Annotated in this window: 19 protein-coding genes; 14 read left to right on the top strand and 5 right to left on the bottom strand. The window is 55.7% G+C overall.

Going from position 1 to position 24539, the window contains the following annotated elements; all coding sequences use genetic code 11:
- Nucleotides 1-139: 139 nt before the first annotated feature.
- From ACZ51B_RS13190 to ACZ51B_RS13250, 13 genes are all read left to right on the top strand, one after another.
- The gene (locus ACZ51B_RS13190) at nucleotides 140-2527 is read left to right on the top strand and encodes a S9 family peptidase (RefSeq protein WP_464293798.1); all 2388 of its coding nucleotides are present in this window, start codon (nucleotides 140-142) and stop codon (nucleotides 2525-2527) included.
- 79 nt (nucleotides 2528-2606) lie between these two features.
- Nucleotides 2607-2924 (top strand): hypothetical protein, encoded by a 318-nt coding sequence (locus ACZ51B_RS13195; protein WP_464293799.1) that lies wholly within the window; start codon nucleotides 2607-2609, stop codon nucleotides 2922-2924.
- 203 nt (nucleotides 2925-3127) lie between these two features.
- Nucleotides 3128-5017, top strand: a complete 1890-nt coding sequence (locus tag ACZ51B_RS13200) for a hypothetical protein (protein WP_464293800.1) — start codon at nucleotides 3128-3130, stop codon at nucleotides 5015-5017.
- On the top strand, nucleotides 5014-5868 hold the full coding sequence (locus ACZ51B_RS13205; RefSeq protein WP_464293801.1) for an ABC transporter permease: 855 nt from the start codon (nucleotides 5014-5016) through the stop codon (nucleotides 5866-5868). Before ACZ51B_RS13200 ends, ACZ51B_RS13205 begins: the two co-directional genes overlap by 4 nt.
- Nucleotides 5861-6790 carry an ABC transporter ATP-binding protein gene (locus ACZ51B_RS13210; protein ID WP_464293802.1) on the top strand — a complete coding sequence of 310 codons (930 nt, stop codon included), beginning with the start codon at nucleotides 5861-5863 and terminating at the stop codon, nucleotides 6788-6790. Before ACZ51B_RS13205 ends, ACZ51B_RS13210 begins: the two co-directional genes overlap by 8 nt.
- Nucleotides 6790-8379 (top strand): ABC transporter permease, encoded by a 1590-nt coding sequence (locus ACZ51B_RS13215; protein WP_464293803.1) that lies wholly within the window; start codon nucleotides 6790-6792, stop codon nucleotides 8377-8379. Before ACZ51B_RS13210 ends, ACZ51B_RS13215 begins: the two co-directional genes overlap by 1 nt.
- Nucleotides 8351-10033 (top strand): hypothetical protein, encoded by a 1683-nt coding sequence (locus ACZ51B_RS13220; RefSeq protein WP_464293804.1) that lies wholly within the window; start codon nucleotides 8351-8353, stop codon nucleotides 10031-10033. Before ACZ51B_RS13215 ends, ACZ51B_RS13220 begins: the two co-directional genes overlap by 29 nt.
- Before the next feature lie 12 nt (nucleotides 10034-10045).
- Complete coding sequence (locus tag ACZ51B_RS13225; protein ID WP_464293805.1) at nucleotides 10046-11029, top strand: AAA family ATPase; 984 nt, start codon at nucleotides 10046-10048, stop codon at nucleotides 11027-11029.
- Between the two features lie 8 nt (nucleotides 11030-11037).
- On the top strand, nucleotides 11038-11910 hold the full coding sequence (locus ACZ51B_RS13230) for a DUF58 domain-containing protein (protein WP_464293806.1): 873 nt from the start codon (nucleotides 11038-11040) through the stop codon (nucleotides 11908-11910).
- Nucleotides 11907-13712 (top strand): vWA domain-containing protein, encoded by a 1806-nt coding sequence (locus tag ACZ51B_RS13235; protein ID WP_464293807.1) that lies wholly within the window; start codon nucleotides 11907-11909, stop codon nucleotides 13710-13712. The genes ACZ51B_RS13230 and ACZ51B_RS13235 overlap by 4 nt, the downstream gene beginning before the upstream one ends.
- Nucleotides 13712-16534, top strand: coding sequence for a VWA domain-containing protein (locus ACZ51B_RS13240; protein ID WP_464293808.1), 2823 nt, complete (start codon nucleotides 13712-13714; stop codon nucleotides 16532-16534). The genes ACZ51B_RS13235 and ACZ51B_RS13240 overlap by 1 nt, the downstream gene beginning before the upstream one ends.
- 20 nt (nucleotides 16535-16554) lie before the next feature.
- A complete protein-coding gene (locus tag ACZ51B_RS13245; protein WP_464293809.1) occupies nucleotides 16555-17097 on the top strand; it encodes a hypothetical protein in 543 nt (180 codons plus the stop codon).
- A gap of 42 nt (nucleotides 17098-17139) precedes the next feature.
- Nucleotides 17140-17757 (top strand): nitroreductase family protein, encoded by a 618-nt coding sequence (locus ACZ51B_RS13250; protein ID WP_464293810.1) that lies wholly within the window; start codon nucleotides 17140-17142, stop codon nucleotides 17755-17757.
- Nucleotides 17758-17868: 111 nt separating this feature from the next.
- Here the strand turns inward: ACZ51B_RS13250 and ACZ51B_RS13255 are convergent, their stop codons facing one another.
- Genes ACZ51B_RS13255 through ACZ51B_RS13270 form a run of 4 tightly spaced genes read right to left on the bottom strand, consistent with a single transcriptional unit; the run spans nucleotide 17869 to nucleotide 21449 of the window.
- Nucleotides 17869-18624, bottom strand: coding sequence for an ABC transporter permease (locus tag ACZ51B_RS13255; protein ID WP_464293811.1), 756 nt, complete (start codon nucleotides 18622-18624; stop codon nucleotides 17869-17871).
- On the bottom strand, nucleotides 18621-19538 hold the full coding sequence (locus tag ACZ51B_RS13260; RefSeq protein ID WP_464293812.1) for an ABC transporter ATP-binding protein: 918 nt from the start codon (nucleotides 19536-19538) through the stop codon (nucleotides 18621-18623). Before ACZ51B_RS13260 ends, ACZ51B_RS13255 begins: the two co-directional genes overlap by 4 nt.
- Nucleotides 19535-20539, bottom strand: coding sequence for an ABC transporter permease (locus ACZ51B_RS13265; RefSeq protein ID WP_464293813.1), 1005 nt, complete (start codon nucleotides 20537-20539; stop codon nucleotides 19535-19537). Before ACZ51B_RS13265 ends, ACZ51B_RS13260 begins: the two co-directional genes overlap by 4 nt.
- Nucleotides 20532-21449 carry an ABC transporter ATP-binding protein gene (locus ACZ51B_RS13270; protein ID WP_464293814.1) on the bottom strand — a complete coding sequence of 306 codons (918 nt, stop codon included), beginning with the start codon at nucleotides 21447-21449 and terminating at the stop codon, nucleotides 20532-20534. Before ACZ51B_RS13270 ends, ACZ51B_RS13265 begins: the two co-directional genes overlap by 8 nt.
- 139 nt (nucleotides 21450-21588) lie before the next feature.
- Here ACZ51B_RS13270 and ndk point away from each other — a divergent pair, with 139 nt between their 5' ends.
- The gene (gene ndk, locus ACZ51B_RS13275; protein WP_464293815.1) at nucleotides 21589-22008 is read left to right on the top strand and encodes a nucleoside-diphosphate kinase; all 420 of its coding nucleotides are present in this window, start codon (nucleotides 21589-21591) and stop codon (nucleotides 22006-22008) included.
- A gap of 312 nt (nucleotides 22009-22320) precedes the next feature.
- On the opposite strand, the gene ACZ51B_RS13280 is transcribed toward ndk, so the two are convergent.
- On the bottom strand, nucleotides 22321-24474 hold the full coding sequence (locus ACZ51B_RS13280) for a S53 family peptidase (RefSeq protein WP_464293816.1): 2154 nt from the start codon (nucleotides 24472-24474) through the stop codon (nucleotides 22321-22323).
- Nucleotides 24475-24539 lie beyond the last annotated feature (65 nt).

The raw sequence follows: 24539 nt of genomic DNA on the forward strand, positions 1-24539 counted from the left end.
GATCATCCATGAGATTCTTTTTCACCCGATCCATCAGAGAAAAACGAACATGGTGTACATGTCCTCAATAGGGAGAAAGTAATACACAAGCAGGAACTGAAGGTGTAGCATCGATTCCGTGGTTGCATCGATATGCGTTATGGTCCTCGCCGGACAGGCTAAAAGTGCGGATGTTCGTCAAAGCGTGCTCGGCCAAGAGCAATACCTCACCCCCCAACGTGAGATCCTCGATGCCGTTCTTGCCCCCTGGTACAAGAACGTCTCAATAACAAACATCAGCCCAGACGGCACCCGCTGCGCGATCTTAGAAAGAGACGGCCTCGTCTCCATTCAGCGGCTGGCAAAACCCCACGTCAACCTCGGCGGCATCGATATCGACATCAAAGCGAGCCGAGCGAGAACCTACACCACCCGAAGCGGAGTCGGCCTCACCCTCATGAACCTCAGCACCAAGAAAACGGTGCTGGTCAACTCACCCGAAGACGCCCGTATCTCCGACCCCAAGTGGTCCCCCGACAGCTCGCAAATCGCATTCCTCGTCCACACAGACGACGCCACTCGCCTCTACGTAGCCGATGCCGAATCCGGCAAGTGCAAACCCGCCTCACGTCGCCCACTCCTGGCCACCCAAGCCTCCTTCGATTGGACCGACCAAGGCAAACGAATCGCCGCCGTATTCGTCACCGAACCAAGGGCACCCATGCCCCTCAAACCCCTTATCGACACCACCCCACGCATCCAAAACTCCGACGAAAAGCGAAAGAACCTCTCGACCTACCCCAGCCTCCTCAAATCCCCCTACGACCAGGCCCTCCTCGAATACTTCACCAACGGACAACTCGGACTCCTAGACCCCGCCACCAGCGAACTCCAATCCATCGGCACCCCCCAGATGTACCAAAGCCTCGACGCCGCACCCAACGGAGGTGCCATCCGAGTCCGAATCACAGAAAAGCCCTTCTCCTACCTCGTCCCAACCTCCATGTACGGCAACCGAGACGTCATCATGGACCTCTCCGGCAAAGAAGTCGCCGTCATCAAAAAAACACCGCTCCGACTAGGCGAACCAGACCCAGAGAAGCCGTCCGACACCGACAAGCGAGCCATCATCTGGCGCCCCCGCAGCTCCAGCCTCATGTTCCTGCAACAAGGCCCAGCAGACAAAGACAAGAAGCGAAAGGACCGCCTGATGTCCTGGAACGCCCCCTACGGCGAAAAAGACACCACCGTCGTCTACGAAGCCGACCAACGCATCAACACGGCCCGCTACGGAAGCAACGGCAACACGCTCTTCATCACCCAAACAGTCGAAGGCAAAGAGCGCCTCAGCGCCATCCGCCTCAAACCAACCCCCAAAGCCTTCACCCTCCAAGAAATCAAAGCCGACGACGATGAACGAGCGGAGCCCATCGCGGACACCAACGGAACCATCCGAGTCTCGCAAGACGGCAAGTCCACCTACCTCGCAGGAACTCACCTCTACAAAGACCCGCTCAAAGAAGCACCCCGCCCATTCGTAGACCGAGTCGATATAGAAACAGGCAAACGAACCCGCATCTTCGAAAGCAGCCCAGACATCTTCGAGCAGCTCGTCATGCTTGACAACGACGGCACCAAATCACTGGTCACCCGCCAAACAACCGCCAAAGTGCCCCAAACCTACCTGCGCGACTTCTCCACCAAGGAAGAGACCCGCCTCACCAACAACAAAGACTACGCCCCAGACCTCACCCAGGCACGCAGAGAAACCATCGTCGTCACCCGCCCCGACGGCTTTAAATTCCAAGTCAAAATCACCCTCCCCAGATTCAGCTACAAGAACCCAGCCTTCTTCTGGTTCTACCCAGGTGAATTCACCAGCCAAGAAGAGTACGACAAGTCCAAAAAGACCTTCAACAAGAACCTCTTCCCAGCCATCAGTGCCAACAACAAGCAGATCTTCATCCGCATGGGCTACGCCGTCGTCGAACCCGACTGCCCCATCGTCGGCCCCAAAGGCCACATGAACGACTCCTACGTCCCCCAACTGCGAAACAACCTCAACGCCGTCATCGACGAACTAGAGCGCAGAGACTACATCGACCGCACACGCCTAGCCATCGGCGGCCACAGCTACGGCGCTTTCTCCACAGCCAACGCCCTCATCCACACACCCTACTTCAAAGCCGGAATCGCAGGCGATGGCTGCTACCTACGCCCACTCACCCCCTTCGGCTTCCAAAACGAAGAGCGCAAACTCTGGGAAGGAAGAGAAACCTACCTCTCCATGAGCCCCCTCCTCTACGCCGAGCAGATGACAGGCGCGCTCCTCCTGTATCACGGCCTGGAAGACCAAAACGTAGGAACCTCGCCCATCAACAGCGAGCGCATGTACACCGCCCTCGAATCCCTCGGCAAAAACGCCTCCCTAGTCATGTATCCCTACGAGGATCACGGTCAAATCGCCAAAGAAACGGTCCTAGACCAATGGGCCCGTTTTGCCGCCTGGCTAGATAAATGGCTCAGGCCAACTGCTCCAATCAAGTGATAGTTTTGGCAATTGTCACCCAATAGGCTTACTTTCAAACTCTTCACATCCGACATGTCCATTGCCTCGTGGCGAGACTATGTTTGTTAAACGCATCCGTGAAGAGGTTGAGATTCTCAGCCAGCATATGAAGCAGGAGAAGGTCGATCTAGACTTTCTCCTGAATCATCTGAACGATCTCCTCGTAATGGCCCAAAGCGCCGCACGAGGCGAGATCGAAGGCTCCAGCAGCCTCGAAGACATCACCATGGTCCAAGACTACTGGGCCAAACACAACCATTCATTCGGCAATCTCAAAAACTCACTAGAGACCATCGCCCCATTCCCAACTCCAGACCAAGCCGAAACAGGGGTCCGAGTCGCCCGGCAGTATCTCAATTCAGAAGTCACTGAGTGACTTACAGGCAATTTCCTGCCGATTTGCATCTCACAACACACCTTCCACTAGGACTTCTGGTCTAGTGTGAAACTTTCTCAGACACTATCCTTTTGCTTCAACAAATACTCTGCTAAGTTGTTCAGTGACACGGGGTCCCCCTTTCTGCACTTTGTTGCAAACGTTGGACCGCCGTAAGTCCGTCTTTTGGCAAAGGTTCCCATATGAGGCAAATCTCACGGTGCATTTACACTTTTGGTCTTCTTGTTTCAGGGGCATGCTCGTGCTTAGCAGCAGATGCGCTGCAAATCGATGCCCAACCCGTCTTTGAAGGACAAACAGTGATGAAGGGGAACTACCCCATCACTATCAATCTTCAAAACGACGGACCGAGCGCATTCGGGAAAGTCCACGTCTATACCGACGACGGTTTCTCCATGGACTACCCCGTGGAACTCCCCAACGGCTCCCGAAAGAGTCTCATGTCGTTCCCCCGAGTGGGATGGATGGAACTCCACTGCGAGCTTGTCACAGACAAGGGACATACCGAAATCAAAGTCCCGGTCATGAACGAGCAGACCAACAACGCCGTACTCCTGATCTCGGACAACTCTGGCGGACTCGCTTTTCTTAAAGGCAAAATGGAAAGAGATCAGTACGGCGCAAACCGTCCAACACTGCGAGACCTCTACTGCAAGCCAGAAAAAGCACCCGCCCGCCCCATCGGATTTGAAGGCATCTCCGTAGTCATCCTCGGAAACGGATCCGAACGACTATCCGATGCCACCGTCCAATCCCTCAAAGACTGGAGCCTCAAGGGAGGAACCCTCATGTTCCTCGGCGGAGCCTCCGCACCCATCCTAAGCGACGCCCGCTGGGCAACCCTGCTCCCAGGACGCGACTTCAAATCGACGACCGCAACCAATACAAGCCAACTATCAGAACTAGCAGGAGCAGATGCACCCACCTCGTTCGCGATCGTACAGCCAGCCGGTGCCAAATCACAATCCATGGTCATGACCAAGCCCAACGGAGTGGGCAAAGTCGTCCTACTCGCCTTCAACCCTCTCGAAGCACCACTCTCCGCCTGGGAAGGAAGAAAGCAAGCGCTCCTCAAGACCATCGACATCGGCGATATCAACCGATCAGAACAGTTTGTGACAGGCAATGTGATCTCAGACGCCGCCGTTGGAATGGGAGCAATGACTCCCACCTTTCTAGGTAGCCCTGGACCAGGGACGCCTGGTCGTCTCCAAGACGACCCGTTTAGCACCAAGCTCCCACCCACGTCCAAGATTCTGGGCATACTTGCCGGTTTCTTCTTCGTGGTCGTCCCCCTCAACTTCTTCGTGCTCAAAAAGCTCAAACGAGGCGAACTAGCCTGGTTCACAGCCCCCGTCACAAGCCTAGGGTTTGCAGGGATACTCTTCACCTCAGCTCAAGCACTCTACGACGCCAAGCTATCAACAGCCACGAGCGGAATCCTGCTCTTACAGGAAAACCAGCCAGAGGCAATCTTCGCCGGAACCACACAAATGTTCTTCCCCCGAGGTGGCAGCTACGACTTCAAACTCGCAAATGTCGATAGCGTTGGCTTCTCTCAAGAGAACCGCTACTACTATCCCGGTGAACGCCAGTCGCAAACGGTCAACTTCTCACCGTCAGACGTCGGCGAAATCAAAATGCCCAACGTCGCCACAAACAACCTGGCCTTCCGTGAGCTGCAATACAGCCAACGAATCCCATCCGAAAACTGGGTGCAGCTGGACGTAGAGCCCACCGAAGGGGATCAAGTCAAAGTCACGATCCACAACAACAGCCCCTACGAGATCACGACTCCCGTGGTGTATGTCGGCTCAGCCGCCAAGCCACTGGAGAAGCCAATCGCCGCAGGAGGAGTCGCAGAGACCTCCCTCAAGATCATTCACAAAGCCGACCTAGATCAGATACCCCAAGTCGACATTCGCAGCATCGCATCACGACGAGGCTCAGTCGTTCTCAAAGGACAGATGCCCGAATTTCGACCCGGCCCCCAAATCGGCACTGAAGTCGGCGACCGCAAGAACATTCAGATCGTAGCCTTCGCATCAGAAACAGTCAGAGGTGCCCGATGAAAGTCATGAACCAGCTAGACAGCCTCTTTCTGTCGAACCCGATGCTCATTGAGATCACCCGGTTCCGCAGAAAGTTCTTCTCAATAAAAGGCAGCAACGCAGCCAACTCAGGAGTGCTCGCACTCCTAGCCCTCACCTATGGCGGACTGGTCATCCTAGTAGCCAAATACTGCAAAGACATCCCGCCAATCTCAATCGTGCTGGCCCAAACGTTTGTTCTCTCCATACTCGGACCGATGATGCTCCACAGTGCGATCTCGGGAGAACGAGAGCGACGCACGTGGGATCTCCTACTAGTCGCCCCAGTCACCAAGGGTCAAATCGTTGCAGGAAAGCTTGTAGGTGCATTAAGTGTTCTCAGCACCATGGCGATAGCCTTCGGCATCCCCATCGCCATCTGTAGCATCGGCTACACCCACTCTACGCCAGCCTACTACCTGTTCCTTTCGGAACTCGTTTCGCTAAGCTTTGGCATCCTGGTCTGCTCATACAGCATCCTCGTTTCTGCCCGAGTCAAACGGAGTTTCATGTCCCTTGGAATCACACTCGCTTCCGTGATCCTTGGCACCGCGATCATTCCCGCATTCGGCGAAATGCTCGCAAATGGCGATCCGTTCATCCGTGGACTCGTCGAGTACCCGAATCCTTTCGTTTGCATTGGCAACTTCATGAGATTCCTCGACGGCAACAATCTACAGCAGTTCGAGACCATTCCAATCGCAGCCTATGGATGGACACATGCGCTCATGTATCTAGGACTCGCATCCGCTTTCTTCTTTTGGGCAACCAACACACTCAACTTCCCGGAGAACGAGGTCAAATTCCTCCCTAAATCACAAGATCATGCTTGAAGTCAAAAACCTTAGAAAAGAGTACGTCGGCCTTACGGCAGTGAAGGGCATCTCGTTCAACCTGCAACCCGGAGACATTTTCGGGTTCATTGGTTCAAACGGTGCGGGCAAAACCACCACCATCCGAATGCTGGCCACCCTCCTGGAACCAACATCCGGAACGGCAACCCTCAACGGCGCAGACATCCGACAAAACCCCATGGATGTCCGGCGAATGATCGGCTACATGCCAGACTTCTTCGGCCTCTACGACGACGTCAAAGTATGGGAATACCTCGACTTCTTCGCAGCCATCTACAACGTCCCCGTCAAGCAACGCAAAGAAGTCATCGACAACGTCCTTGAGCTCACCGACCTCACCGTCAAGAAGCAAGCGTTCGTCCAATCCCTCTCCAGAGGTATGCAACAACGCCTCTGTCTCGCCCGCTGCCTAGTCCACGACCCAACACTGCTCCTCCTCGACGAGCCAGCATCCGGTCTCGACCCACGCGCCCGAGCAGAACTCAAAGAACTCATCGCCGAACTCGGACGCATGGGCAAGATCATCATCGTCTCCTCCCACATCCTCCCCGAGCTAGCAGACTTCTGCAACACCGTCGGCATCATCGAACGCGGAGAACTCCTGGCCTTCGGCCCAGTCAACGAAGTCGTCCAAGGAGTCCAAACAACCCGATTCCTTGAAGCCAAGCTGCTCCACGACGCAGGCAAAGCAGCACAGCTGCTCGAAGCACTGCCACACGTCGCCAGCGCACAAGCAACCGGCGACGGGGAAGTGGTCATCGACTTCACCGGAACCCAGGAAGACCAGGCAGATGTGCTCAAAATGCTCGTCGATCAAGGCTTCCGAGTCGTCGGCTTCCGCGAAGAGCAAGCCAACCTCGAAGACGTGTTCCTCAAACTCACAACAGGTGCGGTGAACTAATGGCACTCTCCAGCTGGGTCGAACAAACTCAAGCCACCTACCTGGGCAACGCAACAGCTGTTCGCGACTACCGCGTACAGCTAAGAGGCAACCGCTCAGCAATCCTATTTGGCGTCTACCTGGTTCTCCTCATCGGCGCATCGATGACCGTGTACTCCAGCATTGAGGGCAACCAAAACTCATCCATCGCCGAAGTCCAATACAGGCTCCACGACTTCTACCAGATGATCCTCTCCATGCTAGGAGTCATGGTGGTCACCGTCTGCCCGGCTCTCTCCGCCACAGCCATCGTGATGGAGCGCCAAAGACAGTCCTTAGACCTCATCTTCAGCGCGCCCGTCACTCCCAAATACTATCTGGTAGGCAAGATGATCAGCAGCTTCCGCTACACGTGGATGCTCCTCGCCCTCTCCCTCCCAATCACAGCCTCCTGCGTGGTCTTGGGTGGTGCCACATGGTCAGACGTGCTCACCGCCTACGCCCTGCTCTCCATGCACGGTTTAGTGATCACCTCGATAGCGCTACTACTCTCAACCATCACAACCAAACCCGTATCCGCTGTTCTGTGGAGCTACATAGCCACCGCAGCCTACACGGGGATCACCGTAAGCGTCGTAGGAACAACCGCCTCAATGGCATTCCGCGGGATACCAGGTGCCATAAATCCATTGATCGCAATGAATCCGTTCACGGTGATCTATGCCGTAGGCACCTACAGCAATATCCTTGGCTACCACGTACCAAACTGGGCCCTCGCTATCGTGATGACCGCCCTGATCTGCAAGTTCTTCCTCCTCGCCGCAGGAGCAAAACTAAGCCCATATGGCGGAAAAGAGACCCCCTCGTTACGCATTCACGCAATCGTATACATCGGAGCGATTCTCTTCATCACCGCTTATTCTGCGGCGCCGAGTGTCCCATCCGCGACCATCTCAACCTGGACTCCAACCGGTCCCGGGCCAATGATTTCGCCAGCTAGCTTCTTGTTCGGCTCCATGATGTGTTGGGCTCTCGTAGCCTTATCCCTGCTGCTGCCGCAATTGAGCTGCTACGGCATGGACGCCGAGCATCGCTTCAGACCGAACGGCATCTTCTCCGTCGGCAAGATCCTGAACGGATCACCTGCGGGTGCACTGCCCTACGTTCTCTCACTAGTCCTCACCGTCTTCGCTGCGATGGAACTAGGCGCTCACGCCTCAACTGACAGATGGTTGCCAGCCGGCTTTTTCGCCTATGCAGCGTTCGGCACCGCATTCCTGTTCTTCTTCTGGTCAATCGGCCGACTTGCGAGTTCCTACCTCGTCAGCCTAAAAGTAGCAAGGACAGCACAGTTCGTTGCCCTCATTACCCTCGCCGTATTCCCAGTCCCAATTCTGACGTCGTTATCGACCAACACCAAAGACATGATCTGGGACCTCTACATCCTCCGACCACTGGTCCGCGACTTGACAGAGGACCTGACGGCCCCCATCATCTACGGCATCATCCTGTTCAGCCTCGGAGCAGCATTAACCCTCTTCTCCGAACTCAATCTCCGACGCAACCAAAAGGAGCGCGCGAATGCAGCCGCAAATTTCTCAGCAGCTTAAGCCCTTCTTCCGACGAGTCCGCCTGGCCCGTGCCTGGCGGGGCCTCGCCGTAGGCGCATGCCTGGGAGCACTCGGAGCAGCCGTCTGGGCAGGACTCGACTGGGCCAACCTTGTCAACGCGAAGCCGATCTACCTGGGCGGCCTAGTGGGCACAGTCGCTGTCCTCGGCGGGCTGATCGGCGCATGCCAAAAGATCTCCGAAAAAGCGATCTCCAATAGCGTCGACCGACGCGCCAACCTAGACAATCGACTCACTGCAGCCGTCGACTACCATGACGCAGCCGACGAACTAGACCAAGAACTCCAAACAGACGCAGCTTCCAAACTCACCAACGTCCGCCCAGCCGCGCTCTATCCCATGCGGCTCGGCAAATGGCATGCAGGGGCCGTGGTTTTCAGCGCAATCGCGGCCTCCATCTTCCTCCTCGGAAACAGCCCCGTCCTCCTCTCGCCCGAAGCCAAAAAGAACCGAGAGGAACTCATCCGAGAAGGCAAAAAGATCGAGCGAATCACCAAAGAAACCTTCGACGATCCCAAGATGAAAGAAAAGCTCTCGGAAAGCGAAAAGCGCATGGCCGATGAGCTAAGAAAGCTTCAAAAAGACTTAGAAAAAGCTCGCATGAGCAAAGAAGAAGTGCTCCAAAAGGAGAACGAACTTCAGCAGCAAGCGGAACAACTTCGCAAAGATGCCGCCCAAAGCACGCTCGACAAACTAGCCGAAGCCGAATCGGCACAGCAAAAACTCGAAAAAGCAGAGCTCGACAAAGCAGGACTCTCAAAAGCCGACCTAGCACTCGCATCGCTGCCCGCAGCCGAACGCGACAAGTCACTTGCCCAAAAGAAGCAAGAGCAGAAGTCGCTAGAAAAGCAGCTCGCCGAACTCGAAAAGAAGCTCGCAGAACTAGCCCAAAAGCTCCAAAACAAAAACCTATCCGACTCAGAGCGTAAGAAACTGGAAGCCGAGCAGAAGGCACTCCAACAGAAAAGAGAAGAGCTCAACAAAGAACTCAAGCAGAACAAAGACGCCCAAGACGCCCTCAAGCTCTCCGCACAAGCTCAAGAGACCCTCGCCAAACTCCAGAAAAACCCACTCTATAAAGAGCTACAAGAACTCGCCAAGAAGCTAAAAACAGACGCCCAAGCATCCAAAAACGGACGCCCCAAGCTCACAAAAGAACAACGCGACGAGCTCGCCAAGAAAATGGAAGAGCTCATGAAGAAACTAAGCGCCCCCGGCGAGATGGACAAGTATCTCAAAGCCCTCATGGAAGCCATCAAGAAGGGCGGCAAGCTAGGCCAATGCAACGGCCTCTGCATGGGCCTCGGAGTACCCCTCCCAATCCCTGGTGCACCAGGCTCGGAATCGGCACAAATGCTCTTCGACACCGGCAAGATCAACAAACTCGACAAGCCAGTCGCAGGCGGCGGCAAAACCACCGAAACCCAAGTCACTGGCGACCGACAGGACTCGGGCGAAGAAACCTACATCGAGATCAAAGCCCCAACCACCGTCGGAAACCGCACATCAGTGCCCTACAAGAAAGTCCTCCCCAGCTACAAAAAGAAAGCCGAGTCAGCACTCGACAAACAGCAAATCCCCAAAGAACACCAAAAACGCGTCAAGGAATATTTCGACAGTTTGAACGGACATTGAGAACCCACCAACATGCAAGACACCATCTGGTTTAGAGAAACGTTTGAATCCATCCGCACCGAAGTCCAAAAGTCGATCGTCGGCCAACACGAGATCGTCGAAGGAGTCCTCGTGGGCCTCGCAGCAAGCGGCCACGTCCTCCTGGAAGGCATGCCCGGACTAGGAAAAACGCTCCTGGTCCGCTCACTGGCAAAAGCCCTCTCCCTCGACTTCTCCCGAATCCAGTTCACACCCGACATGATGCCCGCGGACGTCACCGGAACAAATGTGCTCTCCGAAGGTCGCAACGTCGAATTCCGCAAGGGTCCCATCTTCGCCAATCTCGTCCTCGCAGACGAAATCAACCGAGCCACCCCAAAAACCCAAAGCGCCATGCTCGAAGCCATGCAAGAGCGAAGCGTCACCGTTGGAGGCAAACGCCACGAACTCACCGAGCCATTCCTCGTCATGGCCACCCAAAACCCAGTCGAACAAGAAGGCACCTACCCCCTCCCCGAAGCCCAACTCGACCGCTTCTTCTTCAAACTCATCGTCCCCTACCCAACCAAAGCGGAACTTGCCGAAGTCGTCCTCAGAACCACCGGAGCCGCCCAAGAAGAGACCCAATCCGTCGCCTCAGGGGAGGACGTCATCCGAATGCGATCCGTCGTCCGAGACGTCCGCGTAGACCAAACCGTCCTAGACTTCGCTCTCTCACTCATCGTCGGAACACACCCAGATGGCGAAGGCGCATCCCCCGTCGCCAAACGCTACTGCCGCTACGGATCATCCCCAAGAGGCGCACAAGCCATCATCAACGCAGGCAAGGTCAACGCCCTCCTCGCAGACCGACTCAACGTATACAAAGGCGACCTCCTCAAAGCCCTCAAACCAACCCTCCGGCACCGCATCCTGCTCAACTTCGAAGCCGAAGCCGACGGAATGACAGCCGACAAAATCCTCGACGAAGTCGCCGCATTCGTCGCCTCAAACGACCGAGACCCAATCCGCGCCTAAGGTTTTCGATGACAGATCTGTTGCTCGAACCCCGCGAATTCCGGCTGCTCGAAGGCCTGCGTCTAAACCCACGCAAGAGCCTGTCCGGTCGCGTCCGAGGCGAACGCCTTACCCAACGCAAAGGCGTCAGCATCGAGTTCGCAGACTACCGAGACTACACCGAAGGTGACGACCTCAGACACCTCGACTGGAACGTACTAGCCCGCCTAGAAACCCCCGTCATGAAAACCTACCGGGACGAGGAAGACCTCGCCGTCCACCTCCTCATCGACAACTCACCCAGCATGGACTTCGGCGAGCCAAGCAAACTCGAAGCAGCACGCCGCTTCGCCTGCGCACTCGGCTACGTCACCCTCAACGGCGGAGACACCATCATCCCCCGCTACCTCGGCGCACGACTCAACCAAAAACTCACCTTCCGAGGCAGATCCAGCTACCCTCGCCTCGTCAACTGGTCCAAGTCCCCCACCGATGGCCAAGAAGGCCTCTCCCAAAGCCTAAGAGCCTTCGTCAACACCAGCGCAAGAGTAGGCGTCGTCATCCTCATCTCCGACGGTCTCGACCCCGAAGTAGCCACCGCCGTCCGACTCCTAGGCGGACGAGGCCACGAACTCCTCTTCCTCCAAATCCTCAGCGACGTCGAAATCGACCCAGACCTAGAAGGGGACCTCCTCCTCCTCGACGCCGAAAACGGACGCCCCGTAGAGATCACCGCCAACGGCATGGTCCTCAAAGAGTACAAGAAGAACCTAGCCAACCATAACGACGCACTCCAAGAAGCCGTCCGGAGAGTTGGCGGACGTCACGCCCTAGTAAGAGCAAACACACCCCTGGAAGACGTCATCCAAACCGTATTCAAACGAGCCGGGTGGTGCCAATGAGCCTACAAAACCCAGCCGCACTCGGCCTATTCCTCCCCCTCGCTGGCCTCATTCTCCTGCTCTACCTGCTGAAGATGAGACGCCGCGATATGCGTGTCCCAGCCACCTTCCTCTGGCCCGCCAAAACCGAAGAGATCCGCGCCAACGCCCTCTTCCAAAAACTTCGCCCAAGCTGGCTGCTCCTCCTGCAACTGCTAGCCCTGGGCCTAGCCGTCGTCTGCATCGCCAAACCCCAAAGCCGCCAAACCGGGCTCGCAGGCGAAGTCACCGTCTTCGTCATCGACACCAGCGCCAGCATGCAAGCCACCGACGTCAAACCGTCACGCCTCGGCGAAGCCAAAAAGCTAGCCAAAGAAGCGATCCTCAGCGCCAAACCCGGCGACCGCATCGCCCTCATCGAAGGCGGCCCCACCCCACGCGTCGTCTTCCCACTCTCAAACGACTCCGCCAAGCAACTCCCCGCCCTAGAAGCCCTTCAACCCAGCGACGCCGAATCCGACATAGGAGAAGCCCTCCGTCTCTCATCCGCCGTAGTCGGAGGCATCGATGGAGCCCGAATCGTCCTCCTCAGCGACGGTTGCTTCGAGAAAGTCACCAACTTCAGCCGAGGCAAAGCCGCCCTCGTCTACCGAAGCATCGGAGAGCAAGACGACAACCTCAGCGTCAGCAGCCTAGGCATCACCGAAACACCCAAAGGAAGACAGCTCTTCGTCGGGGTCAAAAGCTTCAGCAACAAGCCCATGGAAGGCGTCATCAGCATCTACGCCGACGGCAAACCCATCGACTCCACCAAACTCCAGGTCAACCCCAACAACCAATGGGCAAAGACCATGAGCGCGCCTCCAGGAGCCAAAGTCTTTGAAGCCAAGCTAGACGCCCCCGACATCCTCAAGTCCGACAACTACGCTGTAGCCATAGCCGACCCAGGCGCCAAACTCCACGTCCTCCTCATAGGCAAAGGCGACATGTTCCTAGAAAGAGCACTCGCCCTAGACCCACGCGTCACCCTAGACCGAGCCGACCAACTCCCAACAGACGGAGCCGCAACCTACGACATCGTCGTCTTCGACGGAGTCGAAGAACAACCCGTCAAAGCCAGAGGCGTCCTCACCTTCGGCTCCGCCGGCTCAAACCCCAACGTCGAAGCCCACGGATCAGCCAAAAATCCAACCTTCACCTCATCAGAAAAGTCCCCGCTCCTGGCAGGCGTCAACCTACGCGATGTCTTCATCGACCAAATGGAGAAGGTCAGCGCCCAACCCGCCGGAAAGGTACTCGCACAGTCCAACCAAGGCCCCCTCGTAGTCAGCTCCGAATCCACCACCAAACGCCAACTCTACGTCGCCTTCGAACCCATGAAGTCCGACTTCCCACTCCAAGTCGGTTTCCCCATCTTCATCGCCAACGCCCTCGATTTCCTAGGGGGACAAGGCGGAACAGACATCCTCGCCGTCCGAGTAGGCGCTCCGTTCTCAGTTCCCACCACCAAACCCGCCACCCTCACATCCCAAGAAGGCAGCAAGCAAGAACTCAAGCCCGTAAACGGAGCCGTCATCGTCCGAGACATCCGACAAGTCGGCAAGTACAACATCGAAGTCAGCGGCAAAAAGCGCCCCATCTACGCCTCCCTCCGAAGTGAGATCGAGTCCAACGTCGCTCCTCATAAGAACCTCAAACTGGGCGGTGGAGACGTCAAAGCCGTCGCTTCACCCCTGAGATTCGCCGACTTCTGGAGACCCCTCGGACTCCTCTGCCTCGCCATCCTGGGAGCCGAATGGTGGCTCTTCGCGAGGAGGTCCTAATGCAGTTCACCCACCCCATCTACCTGCTGCTTCTGGTCCCCATCCTCACAGGACTGTTCTTCAGCTTCAAACACGTCCACGGCATGGCACGCGGACGAAAACTCTTCGCCTTCGTCATCCGAGGCCTCCTCGCAACGTGCATCGTGCTAGCCCTCGCAGGCATCGAATCAAGAAGGCCCAACGAAGGAATCTGCACCATCTTCCTAGTCGACTACTCGGACTCCATCTCGGACGCCGACCGCCGCCAAGCGCAAGAGTTCGTGAACAAAGCCACTCAATCCCTAGGTGTTCACGACCAAGCCGGCGTAGTCGTCTTCGGCAAAGAAGCTGTCCTAGAAACCGCCCCAGGCGGAAAGCGTAGCTTCGACCGCATCCTCTCCAAAGTCGATGGCTCCGCCAGCGACCTAGCCGCAGCAGTCCGCCTAGCCAGCGCCAGCTTCCCAGACGGCAAAGCCCGACGCATCGTCGTCCTCAGCGACGGCGACGAAACCAACGGAGACCTAGCAGGCGCAGCCCAAGTAGCCGCCACCGACGGAATCGCCCTCGACCACGTCGTCCTAGGCCTCAAAGATCGCGCCGGAGAAGCCTCCGTCATCGCCCTAGACGCCCCCGACGAAGTCCGAGCCGACCAACCCTTCGATATCCGACTCCAAATCGACTCCACCGTCGACCAATCCGGAACCCTCGACATAGACCGAGACGGCATCCTCCTCAAAAAGATGCCCATCCACCTCGACGCAGGCATGAACACCATCGTCGTGCCCGAGAAACAAAAAGACACCGGCTTCCACCGCTACCGAGCCACCCTCCACGCCGCCAAAGACCTCGATAACCGAAACAACGTCGGCATGGGCTTCGTCTCCGTCCGTGGCAAACCCAAGGTCCTCATCCTCCAAGAAAAGCTCGCCAACAACGAACTAGCCAATACCCTCCAACAAAACGGAGTCGGAGTAGAACTTCGGGGCCCCGCATCAATCCCAACCAAACCCGAAGAGCTCCAAGCATTCGACGCCATCATCCTCAACGACATCAACGCCAGCAACATGACCCCAACTCAGATGAAGCTGATGCAAGCAGCTGTCAGAGATAGTGGCGTCGGCCTGGCCATGATCGGAGGCGAAAACTCCTTCCTCCCAGGAGGCTACTACGGAACCCCCATCGCCGAAACCCTCCCCGTAGACCTCAACATCCGCCAGCGAAAAAGCTTCCCCAGCACCAGCGTTGCCATCATCATCGACGCCTCCGGCTCAATGGGCATGATCGAAGACGGAGTGCCCAAACTCCGACTCGCTGCCCAAGCCGCCGAAGCGACCGTCAAGATGATGTCCACCATGGACCGCGTCGGCGTCGCAGGCAGCTCATCCGGCATCGAGTTCGTCGCCCCCATGCAAAAGCTCACCGACAAAGACTCGGTGATCAACCAAATTCGTAAAATGAGCCTCGGCGGAGGCGGCATCTACATCCAACCCAGCATGCTCGCCGCAGAGACAGTCCTGATGGCAGAACCATCCAAGGTCCGACACTTCATCCTCCTCTCAGACGGTAACGACGCCGAAGACCACGGAGACTCCGAAGCCATCGCCGCCCGCATGCGGCTCAATCACATCACCACCTCAGTAGTCGCAATCGGCGATGGCAAAGACATTGAGTTCCTAAAACAAGTCGCTACCGTCGGCGGAGGCAGGTTCTACCTCGCCAAACACGGCAACCAACTTCCCGCCATCTTCACCCAAGACTCCGCACTCATCTCCCGCTCCGCCATCGAAGAAGGTGCCTTCATCCCCAAAATGCTCCGAGGAGACGAAATCCTGCGCGGCATCGACGGCACCCCACCCCTCTACGCATACTGCCTAGTCGACAGCCGCCCCCTCGCACGCGTCAGCATGCGAACCAAGAAAGACGACCCACTCCTTGTCACCTGGCAATACGGCCTCGGCTCCTCACTCGCGTTCACCAGCGACGCCCAGTCCAGATGGGCCAGAGACTGGGTAGGTTGGCCCGGCTTCTCCGCATTCTGGTCCCAAGCCGCCCGCGCCATCTCCAGAAGAGCCACCCTCAACAACTACCAAGTGGCCGTCCACCAACAAGGCTCAAAGGGCATCATCGAGCTAAAAGCGTTCGACCGACTCGGCAACCCCATGTCGAATACCGACGCCAAGGTCAGAATCTCCACCCCAGCCGGTGACTCCAAAGAAGTCAGCGTCACCCAAGAAGCACCCGGACTCTACAAAGGCAGCTTCGAATCCACCGACATCGGCAGCTACATCGTCACCGTGTCCGAACCAGACCCCGCAACAGGCGGCCAACGCGTCAGCAGCAGCGGTTTCAGCGTCTCCTACCCACCCGAGTACCGAACCTACCGCCCCAACCGCCCCCTGCTCCAACAAGCCAGCGCCATCACCGGCGGCAAACTCCTCACAGACCCCAAGGATTCACTCCGCCCAGTCAAGAACCCAGGCACCTCCATCACCGAACTCTGGCCGACCATCATGATGCTCGCCGCGTTCCTGCTGCCGTTCGATATCGCCATCCGCCGCATCGCCCTCCCAGTCAAGGAGATCCTGATGAAGGCACTGGCAGCAATGCGAAGAAAGCCCCAAGAGCCCATCGCCCAACAGGTAACCGTCGGCAGACTCCACCAGGCAAAACAAAGAGCGCAACGCGAAGGCACCCCCGAGGTCCAACTCCCGCAACCCGCCCCAGAAACCGAACGCATCCCCGTCGGCGCCACCGCATCACGCCCATCCGCCCCAACCGCCACCTCCAAGAGCCTCCTAGAAATGAAGCGCAAACGCCAATCACAGCCCGAGGACGAATCCTAAACTCGGGCATATAATAACGTGTGCAAACTCGACTCCTCGCATCCTTCTCACTGGCTTGCCTGCTCCTCAGCACCGCCCTAGCCACCACCGTGACCGTAGGGCGAATCGAAATCAAGCCCAAATTCGAACTCCCAGAACTCAAAGCCCAAGAGTCCAAAGACTTCCTCACCGGGCTCGTCCGCAAACAGCTGGAAGAGAAGCTCAAAGCAGCCGGATACACCCTCGGCGACGCAATCGACAAAGGTTACGTCCTCGACATCGAGATCACACGCCTCGATCAGCGGAACCGCTCCCCCCGAGAGATCGCCGAAAACCCTGGCAAACCCCAAAGCGAAACCACCGTCGAGCTCAACCTCACCATGACCCTCAAAGCCGACACCCAACAAGCCCCCAAACTCAAAGGCAAAGCAGGCGGCGCTTACATGGGAACCACCGACAAATACGAACTCCAAGGCAGCCCGCAAGACAAGTCAATCATGCTGCAACAAGGCAACAAACAGCGAGCAAAAGCACTTTTCAAAGCCGTTTGGAACGCAATCGAAAAGACCCTCCCTAAGCCCTAACACAAAACATCCCAAAATCGAATAGTCTAGTAGCACGTAACCATGAGTCATCCAAACGCAAGCCGCCCAGTAGCCGATTCGGCCAAATCTCGACGATCTATCCGCCAATACACGGAAGCTCCCGTCACCAACGAAGACATCCTGGAGATCCTAGAACTCGCCGGACGAGCACCCTCCGCATGGAACATCCAGCCATGGAAATTCATCGTCGTAACCGATGCTGAAAAGCGCCAAAAACTTAGCGAAGCAGCCTTCGGCCAGCCACAAGTAGCCAACGCACCCGCAGTCATCGTCGTCTACAGCGACATGAAAGAGGCCCTCGCACGACTCGCAGAGTCACGCCACCCAGAACGCCCACAAGAAGATCAAGACAAAGAGACCGCACAGATCGCAGGCATCTTCCAAGGCATGGGCGAAACCGCAGCAGCAGGCTGGGGAAGAAACCAAGCCAACATCGCCCTCGGCTACCTACTCCTAACCCTCGAAGGCTTCGGCTACGGCTCCTCCCCAATGCTCGGCTTCGACCCCGCAAAGGTCAAAGCCCTCCTAGAGCTCCCAGAGCACGTCGAGATCCCAGCCCTAGTCGCATTCGGTCACCCAGCAAACCAAGGCTACAACTCCTACCGATTCGACATCAAGAGCATCAGCAAGATCATCTAAATAAAACAAGAGGGCTACTCGTATCGCTCGAGTAGCCCTGTTTGTTGTGTTGAGAGAGAAGATATGTTGCTGTCTGATGAAAGCAACATGCGCCTCTCCCAGAAAGTTCCGCTATTCCGCATCTTCTCGGGCGCTGTACTCAAAATGAGTAAACCAGAACGACCCAAACCCTAAGCAGAAAGCCACAATCCCGGCCAGAACAATCCAAGCCACCATCTGGGAAAGCTCCAGCTCACCCGTAGCCTGACTAGCAGCGGATGCCCCAACGGCCGATGGCAACTGCGAGATCTTCTGGATGTAAGTGTTGATCGACAAATACTGCATGTTGCCACCAATGTTAGGAATCGAAGTCTCCCAACCAAAAGCAAACAGCAAACAGAAAATCATCGACCGGTTCAGCATCAAACTCACCAGCACGAACAACGACGTATAAGCAAACGAGCCAATAAAAATGGCCAGCAAGTCATTCGCCATGAACTTATTGAACGGCGAACTGTAAGAAGCCAGCGAAACAAAAACCGTCGCCACAGCCGTCACCAAAAACACAGCCGTACAAGCAGCCAACGTCCGAAACACCAACAGCTTCCAACGAGGCACCGGCCGAGTGAGCAGATAAACAATCGTCCGCTGCTCCACTTCCTGACTAATCACCGCCGCACTAAAAATGGCAGCAACCAATGCCAGAAGGTGATGCACAAACATCGTCGACAACTGCACATAGCTGGTTTCAGCAGTAGAAACCCCGCCCACCTTCGCCATCGTCTTGCCAATGATGCAAAGCAACAGCGAGACCCCAATCCAGACAAGGACCTTCTTGGGCCGCAGCATATCCTTAAGGGTGCTGAAGTAAATAAACGGCTCAATCATGCTTTCACCAGATAGTTGAAGATCGATTCCAGATTGTTGTCCGGACTGACAAACGTATCAATCGCCAATCCCTCTTCCAAAATCATCTTGGGGATTTCGCCATAGAACAGGTCCGGCTCGCGCGTCTGCACCACCAACCCATGTCCGCGTGCATCAAACTGAATACTCAACACATAAGGCAGTGCAACCAACCGCTGCGCCACCTCACGAGGCTGAGAAGTCTCAATCTTGATCTGGTGCGGGTGAGCATCAATAAAGCTCCGGATAACAGACAGATCGCCCTTAGCCAGAAGCCGACCACGGTTCAACAGCAACACCGCACGCGTCATCTGCTCCACCTCAAACAAGATGTGAGAGCTAACAATGATCGTCTTGCCCTGCTGAGCCAACTGATCCAACACTTCTAGAAACTCGCGCCGCCCCACTGGGTCCAAACCGTTCAAAGGCTCGTCCAGCAAAATAATGTCGGGGTTGTGCAACATCGCCTGAGCCAGCTTAATCCGCTGCCGCATTCCCTTAGAGAATCCAGCAATCTTCTTGTCCGCCCGATCCGCCATCCCGACCTGCTGCAGAACACTCGCCGTCCGAGACTTCGCATCCGCAGCACCAAGCCCAGAAAGACGAGCCAGATACTCCACAAACGCCCGCCCCGTCCAGTGCTCATAAAACCGATCAATCTCAGGACAGTAGCCCAGCCGCTTAAACACCTCAGGATTGGCAAAAGGCTCCATCCCAAAGATCTTCACCGAGCCAGTCGTAGGCCGAATCTGACCCGTGATCAGCCGCATCATGGTGCTCTTACCCGCACCGTTCATACCAAGCAGCGCAGTCACACCCGGACCAATCTCGCACGTGACATCGTTCAGACCAATCACCTGGCCATACCAGAGGGAAACGTTCTGTAACTCAATCACGATCCAACCACCTCAACAGCCCGAACCCGTCGCCAAGCAATCAACAGCGAAAGACCGCCAATCACTAACATCGGCACCACCACAACCCACAGGTCCGGTCGGCCCACCATCTGAGCCCCGTCTCCACCCCGAATGCGCATACCAAACGGAGGAGTCCCGTCCGTCCGAAGAATCAATTTGAAAAGCCCAATATTAAGCCCGTCAAACGACGCATACCAGAGGTTATGAACCAGTGGCTTCAACGGACTAGGAGGGTCCGAGAAACCGAGATTCACCCAAGCAATCGTCATGATCTGAGTGAAGAAGTTGCCCAAGAAGTAAAGCCCCGCATAGGTCGCTCCAGCAATGCGTCCCTGGTTAAACATGGAGCTAATACCCAAGAGCACACTCGCCTGGAAGCTGGCTGTCAGCAACGTAGCGATCAAAACCTTCGGAAGCAAGAACGGATCATCCGAGATGAATCCATAAGTGTTCAGCCGCATCGCACCATACGCATAGAAAATCAGAGCCGGACCAGCCGTGATCGCAAACAACGGCACAAAGATCCCAACCCACTTGCCTAGCACATAGTCCAGCTTAGAAACCGGCTTGCTCAAATAGACCAAAAGCGCATTCGCCCGGTTATCGTTCGCAATAGACCCAGCCCCAATACTCAGCCCTACAGCCAAAAGGAACAGCTGACTAAAACCAAACCCGTGCAGGAACTGATCCTTCCAAACAAGCTTGGAAACAAAGTCCCTCAACGGATTAGGCCCACCAGGAGCGCCACCGATATTGCTAACCTGCTCCAAGAAGAACACGCCCGCAATAATCGCCGCGTAATACCAAATCGAAACGAGCGCGTACCACTTCAGAGCAGGCTTCTTAAAAGCAACCTGCATCATGGTCTTCGCAATCACCCACCAACGCAAGTTCGGGCTTCCAAGCGCACCCTCAAAGTTACGATAGCTGAGGTCCGCAATAGGCGACGCTTGCAGCGAGTTCGTCGGCTTGTTATCCATTGATAGCCTCCATAAACGCCTCTTCCAGAGTCCGTTCCGCCAAAGCAAATCCGCGAACTTGTGCCCCTGTCTCAAGGGCCGTCTGGAAAACGATCTTCTGAACCTCAGCAGGCGTCCCCAGACCACGCAATCGGTAATTCGTGCGATGGTTCTGGATCAACTCCAATCCACGTCGCTGAACGCCAGCACCAAACGCCTCACTGGCCTCCTTCAGCTCAACATCCACCGGATGCCCCTCAATCCGCTTCAGATCCTTGATCGTGCCCGAAGCCTTCAACTGGCCCCGCATCACCACGATCACCCGATCACAAACCCGCTCAATGTCGTGAAGCAGGTGAGAACTCACCAACACATTCACGCCCTTGCCGTGGGACACAGATTGAACCAACTCCAACATATCCTCACGACCAGCAGGGTCAAGACCGTTCGTCGGCTCGTCCAACAGCAAAAGCTTAGGACCATGAACCAAAGCCTGAGCCAGCTTAATGCGCTGCTTCATACCGGTCGAGTAAGTCTCAACATTCCGGTAGCGAGCCTCTCCGAGCCCGCAGTACTCCAAAACTTCATGGGCACGCCGAATCGAATCGGCATGAGACATACCGGCAAGCTCACCGGCGAAAGCAACGAATTGAACAGCACTCATCCCAGGGATGTGGCAGTCCTGCTCAGGCATTAAGCCTACGGTTTGGCGAATCTCCCGTCCCTGATGAACAAAATCCCGTCCGAGAACCTCGCCGCTACCCGAAGCAGGCGAAACAAACCCCAAGAGGGTCTTCAAAAGGGTGGTCTTACCGGCTCCGTTCGGACCAAGCAATCCAGTACACCCTTCAGGAATCTCACACGAGAAATTGTTCAATGCAGTGAACTGGCCATACTTCACCGTTAGATTGCGAATTGTGGCGACACTCACGAGAAATTCAGGTTACACAGAGTTTTGGACGATCAGCGCCTTTTGACCCATAGAAACCCACACAATCGCACTCGAAAATAGCCCTTAACATTCAGAAAGCCTTCACATTGGGTGAGCCGGTACAATTGAGACCGACATCATGGCAATTGAAACCACTCTAGTCCTAATCAAGCCAGGCGGCGTACAGCGCAACCTCATCGGCGAGATCACCCGTCGCATCGAAGCTCGCGGCCTCAAAGCTGTTGGCTTGAAGCTGATTCATGCTGAGCGAGCAACCGTTGAAGCTCACTATGCCGAACACAAAGAGCGCCCATTCTTCGGGAGCGTTGTGGACTACCTAGTAAGCGGCCCAATCGTAGCCATCGCAGTCGAAGGCGAGAACGCAGTCAAAGCCATCCGAGCAATGATGGGCGCCACCAACCCAATCGACGCCCTCCCAGGCACCGTCCGAGGCGACTTCGCACTCAGCATCGAAGACAACCTAACCCACAGCAGCAGCGACCCAGAAGCCGCAGCAGCAGAACTAAAACTATGGTTCCCAGAAGGAACCGTTAAGTAAAAACCACGATGGGGAGTCAACCAGACTCCCCAAAACTCCAAACACCGAGACCCGGACCGAGAGCTTTACGAGGTCCCCAGCCACATACACACGTGGCCCCCTTTCAATCCAACTGATTGAACTTCGTGCAGAGCACCATCACCATCGCTCGCACTCCAAAAACAAAGTCCCAGCAGAAGTTGTAGAGTCGCTCGCTTCCTAGATTCGGACAGCGCTCCTATCTGCCGCAGCAGTACCATTTAAACAAATTTCCCCCTCACTTCATCTGAAGTGAGGGGGAAACCGTTTTCCATATGCCTCTAAGGAGAGGGACTAGTTAAGCGAAGTAGAGATGCTCAGCTTGTCGATGTTGAGTCGGAACGGCAACGATTTCAATCGAATCGGATAGACGTCTCGGACGAGAACTGTCAGTTTGTTCGATCCATCAATGTAGTTCTGCGGATTCGCCAGAGTGATCGTCGCAGTCGTGTTTGTAGCGCCGGCCGTTGCGGTGTTGAACAGCTCAAACTCACCCGTGTTCACATTCTTGATGTAGATGAACGAAGTGACTAAACTTCCAGCTGAACCAATCTCCGTTAGGGTCACGGTGTTCACATGGCTACCACTAACCGGGAACTGGAACGACGCAACCGCAGCCGCAACAGAACCAACGGAGGACTTGACCGATCCAATCGAGTAACTAACGCCATCCTGTGCAGCTACGGAAGAAACGCTTCCTGTCGCTCCAGTGCCAAGACCATTGTAAATACCGATGCTCACCGGGGTCAGGACTGTATCCGAACCTGGCGCTGGCAACGAGTCAACAAACGCGCTGATGTTCATAACACCAAGACCGGTCGCAAAGTCCCAACCTGCCTTGACCGTCGCAGTACTACCATCTGGTAGCGTTCCAGTCGATGGTCCCTGCACAACGTCAAACCATACGTCGGATCGCATAGCCTGTCCGTAAATGAGGTTCTGGATTCGACCCATGCGGAATTTACCGTTTGTGTCAGCACTGATCTTGCCAACACTGATCGCCTTCTGCTGAGCTGTTGCCAAAAGACCGGCAAAGACAGGACTCGCAAAGCTTGTACCAAGGGAACCGGAGTCCAGCGTGCCGCCGAAGAAGAACGGATAGGCACCACCAGCAGGATTTGCACCCGAAGCGTGAAGCGCGAGGTCAGGGTTCAAACGGAAATTAATGCTAGGAACACCGGAGCCTTTCAGCCAGCTTGGTCTCGTATTGAACGCCGCAGTATTCGTCGACCAGCCGCTTCCACTACCTGACCAACCAACTTCTTTGGATCGCGTACCTGATCCGTTAACATCGGCAACCGTACCGCCAACTTCAAGAACCTCAGGCTCATAGTTAGGGTAAGAAAACGGCTCAAGCGTAGTTCCATGATCTCCGGTAGCTGCCATGTAAGTGATACCCTGCGCCGTCATTGAAAGGTGAAGATTGTGAGCAGCCGTAGCTCGGCCACTACTCAAAACCCATCCCCAACTTTCAGAGATAATGTCGCAGGTATTGTCGTTAGCTGCCTGTGTCAGAACAGCAATTTCATCTATTCCATCATAGATGAAGAGGTTGCTTAAAGGAGCGGTGCCGAGAGCCATCTGGATGTCTAGATCGCCTTCACCCTGAGCGTCACCCGTACCAGCCGCAGTGCCACACACGACAACTGTGACGTTGCTTCCAAGACCGCCAGCGGGGGTAGGAAGGCCGAACTGTGTGTAATAGAGGGGCACGTTACTAAGACGATATCCATCGAAGTTCGCGATACCGATCTTTCGTCCCTGCCCTCTAAAGTTCGCTGCGTAAAGGGGAGCAGAGTTGTAGATAGATCGTGTTTGTGCAGGATTAAGAAGGCCTCTCGCTCTTGGCTTCGTGAAGCTCTCCAACCCAGACACATCAAGCACAGACTTCGCAACCGTCGTCGGAAGCTGCAACGGCTTCGAATACGAGAAGTAAGTCGTGTTACCAGGCTCGGTTGGGCTCAACGCCTTATAGTTGTTAAAGGTCGTATTGAAAGCCGACTCAAGCTGGGCAATGGTTCCCGAAGCAAGAATGTTAAGCTTGTTGTCAGCAACCAGAGTAACGTTGACTCCAAACTTCTTCAGGTGGCTCGTGACTGCCTGAACCTGCGCATCCGTCGCTCCAAACCTCGCTCCAACTTCCTTCGGAGTAATGAACTTGCGGTAGTTGGGACTCTTCGGATCGCTCACCGACTCAGCGAAAGCTTCAAAAGCCGCCTGGTTAGCAGGAGAAAGGCTGATAGCAAAGTTCACAACCTTCTGCGCATCCACCCGACCCAAAACAGCCGACCGCTGCGTAACCGAAGGAACCTCTACCTTAATCGGCGTGAGCTTGGTCTGAGCGTAGGCCGATGGAGCTACGAACAGGGAGAGGGCAATCGCCCCACCTAAGAATAATGGAACGCGAGACGCGTTCGCCAGATAATGACCACTTAGACGATACAACATAGAACTCTCTTTTCCAGGTGCCCTTTTGGGCCTACGATTACTCGTATTATATTTGGTTATAGACC

Source organism: Fimbriimonas sp. LA-C6, from assembly GCF_055398105.1.